This is a genomic window from Hydrogenimonas cancrithermarum, from assembly GCF_030296055.1.
Taxonomy (GTDB): domain Bacteria; phylum Campylobacterota; class Campylobacteria; order Campylobacterales; family Hydrogenimonadaceae; genus Hydrogenimonas; species Hydrogenimonas cancrithermarum.
The window spans coordinates 2,024,307-2,040,456 of sequence record NZ_AP027370.1; the positions used below are offsets into that span (position 1 = coordinate 2,024,307).

At 53.3% G+C, this 16,150-nt stretch carries 9 protein-coding genes; 4 read left to right on the forward strand and 5 right to left on the reverse strand.

Features of this window, described 5'->3' with window-relative positions:
• Window positions 1–3 precede the first annotated feature (3 nt).
• From QUD54_RS10405 to polX, 3 genes are all read left to right on the forward strand, one after another.
• Entirely contained in the window at window positions 4–3,072 is a 3,069-nt protein-coding gene (locus tag QUD54_RS10405; protein WP_286336669.1) for an efflux RND transporter permease subunit, read from the forward strand.
• Between the two features lie 68 nt (window positions 3,073–3,140).
• Window positions 3,141–5,261: a sensor domain-containing protein gene (locus tag QUD54_RS10410; RefSeq protein ID WP_286336670.1), complete on the forward strand. Its 2,121-nt coding sequence runs from the start codon at window positions 3,141–3,143 to the stop codon at window positions 5,259–5,261.
• On the forward strand, window positions 5,221–6,963 hold the full coding sequence (gene polX / locus QUD54_RS10415) for a DNA polymerase/3'-5' exonuclease PolX (RefSeq protein ID WP_286336671.1): 1,743 nt from the start codon (window positions 5,221–5,223) through the stop codon (window positions 6,961–6,963). Before QUD54_RS10410 ends, polX begins: the two co-directional genes overlap by 41 nt.
• Here polX and QUD54_RS10420 read toward each other — a convergent pair.
• The gene (locus QUD54_RS10420; RefSeq protein WP_286336672.1) at window positions 6,960–7,436 is read right to left on the reverse strand and encodes a DsrE family protein; all 477 of its coding nucleotides are present in this window, start codon (window positions 7,434–7,436) and stop codon (window positions 6,960–6,962) included. The genes polX and QUD54_RS10420 overlap by 4 nt on opposite strands.
• 95 nt (window positions 7,437–7,531) lie before the next feature.
• On the opposite strand from QUD54_RS10420, the gene QUD54_RS10425 reads away from it, so the two are divergent.
• On the forward strand, window positions 7,532–9,532 hold the full coding sequence (locus QUD54_RS10425; RefSeq protein ID WP_286336673.1) for a copper-translocating P-type ATPase: 2,001 nt from the start codon (window positions 7,532–7,534) through the stop codon (window positions 9,530–9,532).
• 33 nt (window positions 9,533–9,565) lie between these two features.
• Here the strand turns inward: QUD54_RS10425 and QUD54_RS10430 are convergent, their stop codons facing one another.
• The 4 genes from QUD54_RS10430 to QUD54_RS10445 all read right to left on the reverse strand — a co-directional run bounded on the left by QUD54_RS10430 (window position 9,566) and on the right by QUD54_RS10445 (window position 16,086).
• Window positions 9,566–10,246, reverse strand: coding sequence for a copper resistance protein B (locus QUD54_RS10430; RefSeq protein ID WP_286336674.1), 681 nt, complete (start codon window positions 10,244–10,246; stop codon window positions 9,566–9,568).
• Complete coding sequence (locus QUD54_RS10435) at window positions 10,246–11,976, reverse strand: copper resistance system multicopper oxidase (protein ID WP_286336675.1); 1,731 nt, start codon at window positions 11,974–11,976, stop codon at window positions 10,246–10,248. Before QUD54_RS10435 ends, QUD54_RS10430 begins: the two co-directional genes overlap by 1 nt.
• 68 nt (window positions 11,977–12,044) lie before the next feature.
• The gene (locus QUD54_RS10440; protein WP_286336676.1) at window positions 12,045–14,072 is read right to left on the reverse strand and encodes a sensor domain-containing diguanylate cyclase; all 2,028 of its coding nucleotides are present in this window, start codon (window positions 14,070–14,072) and stop codon (window positions 12,045–12,047) included.
• Between the two features lie 34 nt (window positions 14,073–14,106).
• Window positions 14,107–16,086, reverse strand: a complete 1,980-nt coding sequence (locus QUD54_RS10445; protein WP_286336677.1) for an EAL domain-containing protein — start codon at window positions 16,084–16,086, stop codon at window positions 14,107–14,109.
• Window positions 16,087–16,150 lie beyond the last annotated feature (64 nt).

Sequence of the window (16,150 nt, forward strand, 5' to 3'; positions counted from 1 at the left end):
CATATGAAACAGTTTTTTCAACTTTTAATACGTTACAAATTTCTCGTCATCGCCCTTTTTGTCGCGATTGCAGGGTTCGGGTACAAGGCGTATCAGGATATACCGGTTGACGCCTTTCCCGACATTACTCCCAAACAGGTAATGATCTATACCGAAAGCCCGGGCAACTCGGCTCAGGATATCGAGAAACTCATCACCTTTCCCGTAGAGTCGGCGATGGCGGGGCTGCCGGGAGTCAAGATGATCCTGAGCAACTCCATCTTCGGACTCTCTTATGTCTCGATCTTTTTCGAAGACGACTACGACACCTATTTTCTGCGCCAGCTGGTGACCGAGCGGCTGAACACCGTCGACATTCCCGAAGGATGGGGAAAACCGGCCATGGGGCCCAACACGACGGGACTGGGGCAGGTGTTTTGGTATCAGCTGGAAGACAAAAGCGGTAAACAGAGCCTCACACAGCTTAGAGAGCTGCAGGAATATGTCGTCGCGCCGATGCTCAAAGCGGTCGACGGCGTCGAAGAAGTGATCGGTTGGGGCGGATTTACGAAGCAATACGAAGTGCTGATCGACCCCAAACGATTGCAGGCGGTGGATGTGACCTACGACGAGATCGTCGAAGCGCTGCAAAAAGCCAACCGGAGTGCCGGCGGGCAGTATCTGGAGATGAACCGAGAGCAGTACCTGATCCGCGGCAGCGGTTTCTACCAGAGCCTCGACGATATCGAAAACACGGTCGTACGGGCCAAAGAGGCCCGAGCCGTCACGATCGGCGATATCGCCGAAGTCGTCGAAGGCAAAGCCCCCCGTTTCGGTGCCGTGACGATCGACGGCAAAGAGGCGATGTTCGGGATGGTTCTGCAAAGAAATGGCACCAATGCCGCCCGAGTGGTCGAACGCCTTAAAGAAAAACTTCCGCTCGTCAATGCCGCCCTGCCCGAAGGAGTGGAGATCGCTACGGTTTACGATCGTACCGAAATCACCGACAAAGCGGTGGGTACGATGACAAGTGCGCTGGCAAGCGGGGCGATTCTCGTGGCGATTGTGCTCTTTTTGTTTCTTTTCGAGCTGCGCAGCGCCTTTATCGTCATCCTCTCGCTGCCGCTTTCACTGCTCATCGCTTTTTTGCTGATGAAACAGTACGGCATCAGTGCCAACCTGATGAGCCTAAGCGGCCTTGCCATCGCGATCGGGATGATCGTCGACGGTACGATCGTCGTCGTCGAAAATGCCTTTCGGCTGCTGCACGACAAGCCGGAAGCGAGCAAGATCGACATCATCGCCGAAGCGACGGCCGGCGTGGCCAAGCCGGTCATCTTCGCGCTGCTCATCATCGCCGCCGTCTTCATTCCGCTGCTGAGCCTCACGGGTCTTGCCGGCAAACTCTACGCGCCGATGGCGATTGACATCGTCTTCGTGATGCTGGGGTCTCTGGCCGTAGCGATGCTGCTGGTGCCGGTGCTGAGCTACCTGCTGCTCAAACCCGCCAGACACGGTATCAGCCCCCTGATGCGAGCGATCAAAGCGGTCTATACGCCGGCGCTCGAGTTTTCGCTTCGCCATGCCAAAACGGTGACGATCGCCGCTTTCGTGCTTTTCGGAGCCGCGGCCTATCTGCTGAGTCAGCAGGGGCGTGAATTCATGCCGGAACTGAACGAGGAGTCGATCATGTACCGCGTCATCGCCATTCCCGGTACGGCGCTTTCACAGAGTGTCACAACGGCCAAGGCGATCGAAACCTACATCAAACAGAGCTACTCTTCTCAGGTCGAGAGTGTACTGAGCATGATCGGCCGGAGTGAAAAGGGGGAGACGGCGCAGGCCAACTATATGGAGGTACTGCTGACGCTGAAACCGGGCATCGAAAACCTGCCGGAACTGGCCAATCGGATGACACACGATCTGCAGGAAAGGTTTGGCTATGTGCAGTTCGTCCCGACCCAGCCGATCGCGATGCGGATCGAAGAGCTGCTTGAAGGGATCAAGGCGGAACTTGCCGTGAAGATTTTCGGCGAAGACCAGAAGGTGATGGATGCCATTGCCGCCCAGATTCAGCGTGCACTCGGCGGCGTCGAAGGGCTCGAGCGCACCGAAGTCGAAACGCAGTTGGGGCAGGCACAGATCACGATCCGCCCCGATTTCCTGGCACTCTCGAGGTTTGGCATCGGTGTGGACGAAGTGATGCGCGTGATTCGCCACGGCATCGGCGAGGAGCCTGTGACCGAAAAGATCGAAGGGGTGCGGCGATTCGGCATCGTGCCGAAAATCAAAGGTGCCAAAACCGACATCGAAGCACTGGGAGCGGTGATGTTGCGCAACCGAAGCGGCAAGATGGTGCGGTTGGATGAGGTGTGCGACATCTCCGTCGTACAGGGCCCGTCGTTCATTAAGCGCGAGGATCTGAGCCGCTATATGGTCATTTCGATGGAGGTCGAAAACCGCGACATCGCCTCGTTCGTCAAGGAAGCCGACGAAACCATCCGGCAAAACGTCACGATCCCCAAAGGGTACTACATCCGCTGGGCGGGCGATTTCAAAAACATGGAGGAGGCGACGAAAAAGCTGATGGTCATCATCCCGATCACGATCGCCATCATCGTCCTGCTGCTCTATACGGCGTTCAATTCGATCAAGAAATCGCTTCTGATTCTGCTGGGCGTGCCGCTGGGGCTCATCGGCGGCATCGCGGCGCTGGTGATGAGCGGCGAATACCTCAGCGTCTCGGCCATCGTCGGGTTCATCGCGATCTTCGCCATCGCGATCCTCAACGGCATCGTGCTGGTCAGTTTCATCGACGAACTGCGCGAAAGATTTCCCGACGTGGGGCTTGAGACACTGCTCAAAGACGCCGCATCGCTTCGCTTGCGCCCGGTGCTGATGACCGCCTTTACGACGCTGTTCGGCATTCTGCCGCTGCTCTACGCATCGGGGGTGGGCAGCGAGATCCAGTACCCGCTGGCGGTCGTCGTCACCGGCGGTATCGTCAGTTCGACACTGCTGACGCTGTTGGTGCTGCCGGCGCTCTACCTCCTTTTCTACGATGAAAATGGCGATCGGAGTGTGCGTGGATGAGGATTTCAGTACTTTCAAATATTATCAGGATATAATCTAAAGAAACAAAAGATCCGGGAGGAGTGGAGATGGATGTGTCGGCCGAAAGGGGGAACGGGAGTGCGAAACTTTTCGAGAACGGTCCTCTTCTGCTCTACAGCTTCGATATCAGCGATCCGGACTCCCCGAAGGCGGTATACGGCACGCCGAACGTCCATAGACATCTCGGTTACAGGCCCGAGGAGATCGTCGAAGGGAAAGTGACCCTTCGGCAGATACTCCATCCCGAAGACCACGAGATACTGCTCGAACGCATCCGCATGCTCGAGGAGAGGAGAGATATCGATTCTCTTTCACACGACTACAGGGTCATCAAAAAAAATGGGGAACTCTGCTACATGCGGGCCTATACCTCCGTGGAGCGGGACGAAACGGGGAAGGCGCGCTTCTATCACGGCTACCTGACCAACATACACGAAGAGGAGATCTACAAAAAACAGCTGGAAAACGTTATCGAAGGTTCCCGTCTCGGCTATTGGATATGGAATCTGAAGAGTGATTTCCACGAAGTGAACGATTTTTGGCTCGCAATGCTGGGCCTGACCCGCAGTGATATCCGAAACAGTATCGAGGATTGGAGAGAGCGGGTTCACCCGGAGGATCTGAGCCATATTCTGCCTCTGGTGGAGAGGTCGATAGAGGAGGAGACACTCTTCACGGCGGAGTTCAGGATGCGCCACAGTGACGGCTCCTGGATATGGGTCCAATCTTCGGGAGGGGTGGTGGAACGCTCTCCCGAAGACGGAAAACCCCTGTTGATGAGCGGAACGCACCAGGAGATCGGGCATCGCAAGCGGGCGGAGGAGAGGATCAGCCACATGGCGTTTCACGACACGTTGACGAATCTACCCAACCGTACACTTCTTTTCGACAGGATCGAACAGGCGGTACGCCATGCCGGGCGACACGGAAAAGTCGGCGCGCTTCTCTTTATCGATCTAGACAATTTCAAGCACATCAACGATACGCTCGGGCACAAAACGGGTGACAGGCTTCTGAAGCGAATCGCCGGTAGGCTCAGGAAATGCGTACGCTCCGAAGATACGGTGGCGAGATTCGGCGGTGACGAGTTCGTGGTGCTTTTGACCGATCTCGACCCCGGCCGTGCGGACGAATTCGCGCTCTTCGTGGCGGGAAAGATCGTCGAAAAGGTGTCGCGCCCCATCAAAGTCAAAAACTTTTCTCTCCATACCAATGCGAGTGTCGGCATCACGATCTTTCCCTATTCCGACAACCTTTCAAAAAGCGATCCCGCCGAAATCGTGAAACGGGCGGATGCGGCGATGTACCATGCGAAAAACGAAGGGAAAGGGACGATCCGTTTTTTCGATCGACTGCTCGACGAGAAGGCGCAGCGCAGGATGGCGCTTGACAGCGGCATGCGGAAGGCACTTGAAACGGGAGGATTCGAGCTCCATTACCAGCCGATCGTCGAGATCGACTCCGGCGAGGTGACGGGCCTCGAAGCACTGATTCGATGGAAATCGAACGGAGAGAGCCAGCGTCCAGCCGATTTCATTCCGGTCGCGGAAGAGAATTCTCTGATAGTCGAAATCAGCGAGTTCGTACTCGAGAGTGTCTGCCGCGATCTCGAAAACGGAGCCATTCTCCGCGCTTTCCCCAAACTCGAAAGTGTCTGCGTCAATCTCAGCATCAACCTCTTCAGGCTGGCGGAGTTCGAAGAGCGTGTGGTCCGCCTGATGCGAAAGCGGTCGGTCGACCCATCCTGGTTCACTTTCGAACTGACCGAGAAGGTTTTTATCCGGGATTTTCGGAACATCTCCGAAAAGATAGACGCCCTCAGGCGTCGGGGCATCAGGTTCGCCATCGACGATTTCGGAACGGGCTTCGCATCTCTGACATCTTTGAAGAGGCTCCCGGTCGATTACATCAAAATCGACAAATCCTTCATCCGCCGGGTCGATGAAGAGAGAGACAACGCCAAGATCATGGAAACGATCGTGAATCTCTCCGACCATTTTGGATTTCAGGTGGTCGCCGAAGGGGTCGAAACGGAAGGGGAATTCGGGTTTTTGAAAAAGATCTCCTGTCGATACGCGCAGGGCTACTTCATTTCGGAACCGGGATCGATCGAAACTTTTTTCAACGATGGATCGAAAGGGGGAACCGATGGCGCTCTCCAACAGTGAAATCGCCGATATTTTCAACCAGATGGCCGACATGCTGGAGATCAAAGGAGAGAATCCTTTCAAGGTACGGGCCTATCGAAACGCCGCCAGAACGGTGCAGAATCTCGGCAAGAGTCTCGACAGCCTGATGGAGGAGGGGATGGAGCTGACCAAGCTCCCGGGCATCGGGCACGACTTGGCCGAATCGATCGCCGAGATCATAGAGACTGGGAAATTCTCCAAACTCGAAGCGCTGAAAAAGGAGATGCCCGAAGGCCTGGACAAACTGCTTTCCATCGAGGGGTTGGGCCCCAAACGGATACGGCAGCTCTACGACACGTTCCATATCACCTCCCTCGAAGAGTTGGCCAAAGTGGCCGAAAGCGGCGAAATATACACTCTCAAAGGGTTCGGCCCCAAACTGGTCGAAAAGATTCTAAAAGGGGTGCGGCTGGCCAAGAAGGCGGGACACCGTTTCCGCTTCGATGTCGCCAAACCTTTCGCCGAAGAGCTGCGCAGTTACCTCGAAAATTTCGAAGGGGTGATCGACGTGGAGGTGGCAGGGAGTTATCGGCGGAAAAAGGAGACGGTGGGGGATCTGGACATTCTGGTCGTCGCGGAGAATTGGGAGAGGGTGGTCGACTGGTTCGTCGCATTCGAAAAGATCAAGGAGGTAGTTTCAAAAGGTCCGACCCGCTCCACCGTCATTTTGCGCAACGATCTGCAGGTCGATCTGAGAAGCGTGGCCAAAGAGAGTTACGGTTCCGCACTCCACTACTTCACCGGCTCCAAAGCCCACAACATCAAAATCCGGAAAATGGCGATCGAAAAGGGGTGGAAGATCAACGAATACGGCGTCTTCCAGGGTGAGCGTCGTATCGGAGGCGAAACGGAGGAGCAGATTTACCGGATGCTGGGGCTTCGCTATATCGAACCGGAACTGCGGGAGGACCGTGGGGAGGTCGAAGCCTCCCTCGAGGGTCGTCTTCCGAAGCTGGTCACGCTCGAAGAGGTCCGGGGCGATCTGCATGTGCATTCGAACTGGACCGACGGCCACGCCTCCATACGGGAGATGGCCGAAGCGGCGAAAGCGAAGGGGTATGACTACATCGCCATCACCGACCATTCGCGGCACCTCACCGTCGCCAAAGGACTCGACGAGAAGCGGTTGCGCGAACAGATGGAAGCGATCGACAAACTCAACGAAACACTGGATGGCATCACCGTTTTGAAAGGGATCGAGTGCGACATCCTCGAAGATGGTTCGCTGGATTTGCCCGACTCGGTTTTGAACGAACTCGACATCGTTTTGGGTGCCGTTCACTACAAATTCAACCTCTCCAAAAAAGAGCAGACCCGCCGTATCGTCAAGGCGATGCAGCATCCCTGCTTCAACGTTCTGGCCCATCCGACAGGCCGCATCATCGGCCATCGCAATGCCTACGAACTCGATATGGGCGAGATCTTCAAAGCGTGCAAAAACGAACAGGTGGCACTCGAAATCAACGCACAGCCCGAACGGCTCGATCTGAACGACATCTATGCCAAAGTCGCAAAAGAGGAGGGCATCAAACTTTCCGTCGCAACGGATGCGCACGATCCGATGAGCCTCGACTTTATGGAGTACGGTATCAACCAGGCACGCCGGGGGTGGCTCGAAAAAGAGGAGATCCTCAACACCCGAACGCTGAAGCAGCTCAAAGCCCTGTTGAAAAAAGGTTAAGGTACCGGAATGTAGGCGAAGCCGGCATTTTGCCGTTCGATCAGTTCGGTCAAAGAGCTGAAGACCGGCTGAATGAAGGGGTAGAGGTTTTGGGTATCGATCTTCCGCTTTTTCAGTCCGATGGAACATACTCTGAACTCGACCCCGTAATTTTCATGTAACGATCCAAGCCGTTTGCCCAGATCGGTGTGCACTTTCGAGAGGTTGGTATCATCGGCATAAGGGGAGTTTTTCAGATTTTTCAGAAAAAACCGGTAGGCTCCCCCATGAATCACCACCACACTCCGCAGCTCTTCGAGTTTTCCCTGGTAGTGGTCGTAATGGGCCACGATACCGCTGAGTATCTTTTTCTCAAACGTTGCGACATCGCCGGTCGTCACATCGAAAACCACCCGATGGACTGATGCTTCATCCGCTTCGACGAAGCCGGCAGAGAGTATGATCGTCATCAAAAATATTACGATATGTTTCATCGTTTTCCCTTTTGCAAATTTTCCATATCATAACATTTTCTTACACATCTTCTGCACACTATCTTTTTACAATATGAAAAATCGAGGAGTAGACGATGAAACACGATCATGAACACCACAACGGAGACGGAGATGCCAACATGCACGACCACACCACGATGGGGCACATCCACCACATGGAAGATATGAAACGCCGTTTCATCGTTTCGGTGATCGTCACGGTGCCGATTTTACTGCTCTCGCCGATGATCCAGGCGTGGTTCGGCTTCACACTCGACGTGCCTTACCGCGAAGCGGTCGTCTTTATCCTCTCGACTTTCATCTACCTCTACGGCGGCAAGCCGTTTCTGACGATGACGGTCGATGAGATCAAATCACGAAAACCGGGGATGATGACACTCATTTCCATGGCGATCAGTGTCGCCTACTTCTACTCGGCAATGACGCTCGTGATGCCGGACGGCAAGGCCTTTTTCTGGGAACTCGCCACGCTGATCGACATCATGCTCATCGGCCACTACATCGAAGCCAAAAGCGTGCTTGGAGCCGCCGATGCACTGCAGGATCTGGTGAAGATGATGCCGAAGACCGCCATGCGCGTAGCGAAAGACGGTACGCTCGAAGAGGTAACGGTCGATGCTCTCGAAAAGGGTGACACGATTCTCGTGCGTCCCGGGGAGAAAGTACCAGCCGATGGCGAAGTGCGTGAGGGCGAAAGCATGACGGACGAAGCCTTTTTGACGGGCGAGTCCAAGCCCATCTACAAAAAGCCCGGCAGCAGAGTCTACATGGGAAGCACCAATCTCGACGGCGCGCTTCGCATCACCATCACCAAAAGTGGCAAAGAGAGCTATCTCTCACAGGTCATCGCACTGGTCGAAGAGGCGCAGCGGAGCCGGTCGCACACGCAAGACCTCGCCAACCGCGCCGCGGGGTGGCTCTTTTACGCCGCGACAGGTGTCGGCGCCGTGACGTTTGCCGTCTGGTCGGCCATCGCCTCGCCGATGGATGCTGTGTTGCGAAGCGTCACGGTGCTCATCATCGCCTGTCCGCATGCGCTGGGTCTGGCCGTACCGCTGGTTGTGGCCATCACCACGTCGATGGCGGCAAAACGCGGTATCCTCATCCGTAACCGACAGGCGTTCGAGACGCTTAAAAGTGCGGGGGCTATCTGTTTCGATAAAACCGGCACCATCACCGAAGGAAAACTCGCTGTCCATGAGGTCGTCGCGCCCGAAAGTGAAGCGGCTCTGCTTCGCTACGCTGTCTCGATCGAGCAGAACTCCGAGCATATCATCGCCAAATCGATCATGGCGTATGCCAAATCCAAAGGCGTTGAACCGCAAAAGGCCAAAAACTTTACCGCCTATCCCGGCATTGGAGCCAAAGCGATCGTCGAAGGGCACACGGTGATGGTCGGCGGGCCGCAACTTCTGAACAAAGAGGCACTGCAACTTCCCGAAACGCTGAGGCAGTATGAGACGAGCGAATCAACCAAAGTATGGGTTGCCGTCGATGGGAAAGTCATCGGTGTCATTTTGCTGACCGACACGATCCGTGAGACCTCGGTCGAGGCCATTAAAGCGCTTCAGTCGCTTGGCATCGAGACTTGGATGCTCACCGGCGACAACGAAGCGGTCGCCAAAGAGGTGGCCAAAGCGTGTGGCATCGACCACTACCAGGCCGACCTGCTGCCAGACCAGAAACTGAACATCATCAAACAGATCCACGATGAAGGAAAGATCGTCGCGATGGTCGGCGACGGCATCAACGATGCGCCGTCACTTCTGACCGCCGATATTGGCATCGCGATCGGCGCAGGTACCGACATCGCGATCGAGAGTGCCGATATTATTCTCACAAAAAGCGATCTGATGAGTGTTGTTCACGCCATTCGCCTTAGCCGCGCCACCTATAAAAAAATGGTGCAGAACCTCTGGTGGGCGAGTGGCTACAATATCGTCGCCATCCCGCTGGCTGCCGGCGTCATGGCACCGTGGGGCATCGTCGTCGACCCGGCGGTCGGTGCCGTGTTGATGTCGGTCAGTACCGTTGTCGTGGCGCTCAACGCCCAACTGCTCAAGCGGGCGCCATAGAAGCGGGGTTTCGATTGGCGGGGGCGTCGCGCATCAAAACCAGAACCGAACCCCTGCTACGAAACGGGTCTCTTCCTCTTTCCCGTACAGATCTTTGGTGTCGCCGAAGGTATTGGCGTATTCGATGCCGATATAGAGAGCGAACTCCCTGACAAACTCGTAGCGCAGGCGCAAACCGGCATCGAGGGACGAGAGGCCGGAGCCCACACCGATTTCCGGGACATCGTCACTGTACGCCTCCATTTCGATGCGTGGCGTCAAAATCAGTTTCTGGGTGATCAGGGCTTCGTATTCGAAATCGAAATTGACGCCGACGGCGTCTTCGCCGACTTTCAGGCGTATGCGTGTGTCGATAAAGTAAGGCGCCAGCCCCTGCAGCGCCACGACGCCCCACATTTTACTTTCACTTCCGGTTTTGTCGTATTCGACACCGCCTTGTAGGTCCCAAAAGGGTGTAGCCGCCCGGCTGTAGAGCAGCTCGTTATGGCTTTCGGTCTCATCAGAGGTCGTGGAGCCTTCGCTGTAGAGGTAGAGTTTGTCCAGATCTTTGCCGATGTAGGCCGACATATCCCACGCGACGGGGGTATCGCTGACAGCTTGTACTTCGAGGCGGTCCATCAGCAGTGTCGCGCGCAGTGGATCGTCGTTCATCTCGGCAAACATGGTTTGCCCCAGCACTGCACAGAGCGGCAGAATCATCAGCACCTTTTTCATCACACCACCTCCACTTTTCTGAACATGCCGAGCATGTGGTAGAGCATGTGGCAATGGTAGGCCCACGCTCCCTTCGCGTCGACGGTGACACGGTAGCTGATCTTGCTGCCTGGCTGCACCAGCACCGTATGCTTGCGCACGAGACGGTTTTCATCGCCCGTCTCTAGATCGCTCCAAAGCCCATGCAGGTGCATCGGATGGTTCATCATCGTGTCGTTGATGAAGGTGATGCGCAGCCGCTCGCCATAGTGAAACTTCAAAGGTTCGGCATCGGCATATGTGATGCCGTTGATCGACCAGATGTAGCGCTCCATGTTACCGGTCAGATGAAGCACGATTTCGCGGTCCGGTTTCGGGTCGTTCGCCGTCGAATAGTAGTTTTTCAAATCGGCGTAGGTCAGCACCCTGCGGCCGTTGTTTCGCAAGCCCACGCCCGGATCGCCGAGCCGGTAGCGCGGGTCCATGGCGCGCATCGTCGTACCCACACCCCACTTGATCGGAAGTTGGGTGACTGGGTAGTCCGGCTCTTTTTTCGTCGGCATCTTCATCTTCGAATGGTCCATTTTCATGCCGCCGTGACCGCCATTCGGATTTTTCCAGTCGCCCATGCCCATATCCGCCATCGTCAGGGGCTGGGGCTTGTCTATTTTCGGACGCAGCACTTTCATCGAAGCGTCTGGCGCCAGCGTGCCAGCCGCGAAACCCGAGCGGTCGATGCTTTGTGCAAAGATGCAGTAGGCTTTTTCCTCGGGCTCGACGATGACGTCGTAGGTTTCGGCCACGGCGATGCGGAACTCATCCACTTCCACCGGTTGCACCGGGTTGCCATCGGCCGCGACCACGCGCATCTTGAGCCCGGGAATGCGGACATCGAAGATCGTCATCGCCGACTGGTTGATAAAGCGTAGCCGTACTTTGTCACCGCGTTTGAAGCGTGCACGCCAATCCTGCGTATCGGTCAGCCCGTTCATCAAAAAGGTGTAGGTGTGGCCCGTAATATCGGAAAGATCGCGGTCGCTCATGCGCATCTCGTTCCACATTTTTCGCGCTTTGAAAGCTTCGACAAAGCCAAACTTCTTCACCTCTTCGAAAAAGTCGCCGAGGGTACGCTGGTTGAAGTTGTAGTAGTCGCTTTGGATTTTCAGTTTACGGTAGATGTTTTCCGGTTTTTCATCGCTCCAATCCGAGAGCGAGACGACATAGTCACAGTCAAACGCAAACGGTTCGGGCACTTTGGGCTCGATTACGATCGCCCCGTGCATACCGGTCTGTTCCTGAAAACCGCTGTGGGAGTGGTACCAGAAGGTGCCGCTCTGGCGGACTTCGAAGCGGTAGGTGAAGGTTTCGCCCGGTGCGATGCCCGGGTAGCTGATATCCGGCACGCCATCCATCCGATAGGGCAGGATGATGCCGTGCCAGTGGATCGAACTGCTTACCGGGAGGTTGTTGGTGACATGAATCGTCACCTTTTCGCCCTCTTTCCACTTCAGCGTAGGGCCCGGCAGCATGCCGTTGATCGTCGTGGCGATTCTTTGTTTGCCCGTGATGTCGACCAGTGTCTCGTCGATCGTCAGATGGAACTCTTCGCCTTCGAGTACTTCAGCTGGTCTGCGTTTAACGAACGTGCGGCTCTCTTCGCCTGCAAAAAGCGTTTCTCTTCCACTCAACAATATCGCGGATGCCGCAATGCCCTGCACAAACTTTCTTCGCGAGAGGTAGCCGATATTCATGATACTCTTCCTTTACTTCTTTGAAACAAATATAGCGCGGCTATGTGGAAGAAATGTGTAAAAAATATCTACAGCATCGACTCTTTGAGCTCCTTGATAATTTCGAGCTGTCGGTGTGCGACGAAGGGGGTGAGGATCTCTTCGATAATTTTACATGGCTCCAATGTGATCACGAGTCTGATATTCAGCCCACTCTTTTTCATTTTGAAGATGTGTCCCGACAAGGTGAGGTTTTCTGTTCGTCCGTTCCAGCGTAGCGTCGTTTCGATTTCGACACGGTCGTCGCGTACCAGATCGGTCATATGGGTCATGAAAATCGTAAGAGAATCGACCGAAATCGTTTCGATATCGATTGGTACCTGTATCTTCTCTTTGCGCAAGATCCCTTCGAGGGGAGGGACGAGTTCGACATGAACGTTTTTTCGATCGAGTGGTGAATGCATCACCGGTTCGAAGTGACCCAGGCGCACCCACGACTTCTCTTTGTCCAGATCTTCGACAATCGCTTTGAAGTGGGGTTTCTCTTCGGTTTTTATATAGATTTCGCTGTTTCGATGCAGTGCATGAACCGCCACTTTGCGTAACCGTACCCAGATAAGATCGTCGATGATTTTGACGATTTGCGCTTTCGAGTCGATGGGGACTTCGAAATAGTGGTTGACGATCTCCAGCGGCTGTTTCGTCTCGAAAAGGCGTTGGCACTGTGCCAAAAAGGTTTTGGTTGCCGCTTTGATCTTCCTATCCTCTTCCACCAAAAGTGTATCGTCCATGATGGCATCACCACCCTGGTTGATGATACATTGAACGACTCTGTCGCCACGGCCGAGCATCGTATGGGCATCGTCGTCCGGTTGGCAGGAGACGATCGCGATATTGCCTTTCGTATGCTCCTCTTCATTATAGAAGATCGTATGCAGTTCTGCCAACACCTTTTTTGCCAACACCTCGGCATTGTCATGGTCGGCTTCTTCCGCCAGCAAAGCGAAACGGTCGCCGTCGATCCGGGCGAAGAAGCTCTTCTCGTCCAAATGATGAAACATCCCTTCCGCGAAGGTTTTCAATATCAGATCCCCTGCATCCCGGCCGAGCGCTTCGTTGATCTCCGTCAAATTGTGGATATCGATCAGAAGCAGGTAGAATGGTCTCTTTTCCTTCAAATATGTTGCCAGCATTTCATTGAATTTTCGACGGTTGGGCACCTGTGTCAGGGCATCGGTATAGACCATCTGTGCCATCGACGCCAATTGCGCTTTCTGTTCGGTGATATCCTGCATCACGACGATATATTCTCCGGTTTCGCCTTTTGGCATCGAACGGATCGTCATCTCCATCTGAGCTCTTCGATTCGATCGATAATCGAAGAGTTCCACTTCGCATTTGCCTTCACACTCCCGAATACTCTTTTCGATCCATTCCTCATACTTTTTCATAGCGAAAAGCTCTTCGAAGCAGTCGACGTTCTCGATGAAATTCCAGATATCGGGATAGGTGTGCATGAAATCGTCCCGATCGGCGGCACCCACTGTTTCGTAGAACGCGCTATTGGCCAGGAAGAGCCGGTTGTCACGTATTTTAAAGATGGCATTTTCCTGCAGATCCAGAATCGTATGAAGCCGTCTTATATGATCCTGGAAATCTTCCTCGCGCTGTTTTTGGAGCCTCTTTTCAAGGAGCTGTTTTTCGAAATACTCCAGGATACCCGAGAGATTCTGATCGAAGAGTTCGGAAAGAAGTTCGATGATCCAGGACTCCTCTCTACCGATCTTTCCATGGGTGGCCATTTGGGAAAAAAGTGCACGTCTAAATCCCATACAGATGAGAAAGACCTCTTTGACGGTAATCTTTTTCTCATACATCAGGTCGATAAATCTGCTCATGACCGGGCAGCGTCCGACAGGCTCCTGTTGGCGGAGGACTTTCGCGAAATGGTCGATGATTCTGACAGCGATACCGGAACCGAATCTGTCGGGATCCATACGATATTTCGAGAGTATTTGCGAGACACTCTTTTTCGATACCCATGCCTTTGCAACCTCTGCTTTTCTATCCTCGAGCAAGAGTGCGACCTGGATAATTTTCTCTTTTTTATCAATCACCTATACCTTTCCTTTTTCCTATCATCAGAATTCATCAACCTGTTACGGGTGTGGGTTTCCCGATATAAAATCCCTGGAGGTAGTCGATACCGAGCGCTTTGCACATTTCGGCGATCTCTTCGGTCTCCACATACTCGGCGATCGTTTCGACACCGAGTTTTCCTGCGAAATGGACGATACTCTCGACAAGCATTCTCGAATTCGGATCTTTCGTGATGTAGCGAATCAGCGAGGCATCGATTTTGTAGAAATCGACCTTCATCTTCAGAAGATAGTGGAAGTTCGAATAGCCGCTACCAAAATCGTCGATCGCCACTTTCGCTCCAAGCAGATGAACCGTACGGATAAACTCATTGACCAGCTTGAAGTTCGAAACCTCTTCCGACTCCAGAATTTCGAATGTCACGCGTTCCGGCTCGGGATACTCTCTGAGCGATTCATAGATATAGTTTCGGCACATCGGATCTTTGATGTCGTTGATGTGGAGATTCAAAGAGAAACTGTAGTCGCTTTTTTTAAAAGCGGTGAACGTTTTTTTGATAACGATCTGTGTCAATCTGGCATAGAGACGGCTGTTTTGGACCACTTCCAAAAACTCGCCCGGAAGATGGATCTCTCCATTACGGTCGACGAGCCGTACCAAAGCTTCATATTTTTTCACTTCAGGCTGGGAAGCCTTGACGATCGGTTGGTAATAGACGATGAGCCGGTCCTCCTCGATCGCCTCTTCCACCTCTTTTATCCAGCGAATATGACGCTTGTAGTCCACTTCTATCTCTTTCGCGTTGCGATAGAACTCGAAAGGTTTATTGCGGCGTTTTGCCGCATTGAGTGCGATCGATGCCTTTTCTATCAGTCGAGTGTTCTGTTGTTGGACGACACCGCCCGTCATGGTGATTCGCAGCTCTTCGAGTGTGGAGCTTTCGAAGGTCAGGCTTTGAATCTCTGCAAGGATTTCGACAATTTCGTTTGGGTCGAAAGCGTTGAATCGTACCATGCAAAATTCACTGCCACCGATACGGTAAAGCGTTGTTTCCTCTGGAACGATTTTTTTCAGACGCCTTGCAATATCTTTAAGGACTTTATCGCCGACTTCAAAGCCGTAGTAGTCATTCAACTCCTTGAATCGGTCGATATTCAGCAGTAACATCGACGCACGTTTGCCCCCTTCGAGATCTTTTTTCAGCCGATTGATATTGTAAAGGCCGGTAAGCGGATCGATCGAAAAAGAGGCTATCAGTTTGTCGTAGTAAAAACGTATCTGTTTTATCAGTGTATTGAAGGACTTTTCCAGTGTTTTGAGTTCACGGCAGTTCGAGTCAACGTGGATGGTCTCTTCGGGATGCGTTCGAACTTTCGTGGAAGCGATTTTTCTACTCAGTTCGATCAGTGGCTGAACGAGGCGTTTGTCGAACATCCAATAAAAAAAGAGGAAAAAGATAAGAAGAAAGATACCGAGTGTCACGATGAAATAGAGAATCATTTTGTCCAACGATACCACGATTTGCCGAGCGGGAAGGGAAATGTCGATCACGCCGTTGATATCTCCTACCATCGCATTGACATGACACTGCAGACACCGCTTTTCTACGCGTAACGGGTAGAGGTAGCGTATCGTGTTTTCGCGGTTTACGGTAATGATCTCTTTGCCTTTCATCGCTTTTTGTATCAGATCATCCGATTGGACTTTTCGATAGTCCTCTTCGACACGCCCATATGCATCCTCCACGATTTTGCTTCGATATACATGGATCGTCATACCGGGCCTAACGGCATTGAGCCGTTTGAGAATCTTTTCGATATCTTTTTTGCTCCACCCCTCCTGCATTTTGGTGTAGAGATTCTCGAATACAAGTTCGCTCGTATGGCGGGCATCTTCGATAGCGAGATTGTTCAGGGCCTCTTTTTTGAGATAGATCCCGACGAGTATTTCGAACGTAAGACTTACGAGAAGGAAAACTCCAATGATATTCAAAACAAGACGACGTATCGTAATCAGCGTTTCTTTTGGCATATAACGATTATAACTATTTATTTTTACAATGTACTTAACGATATAGTGAAAATATGGAAGGGAG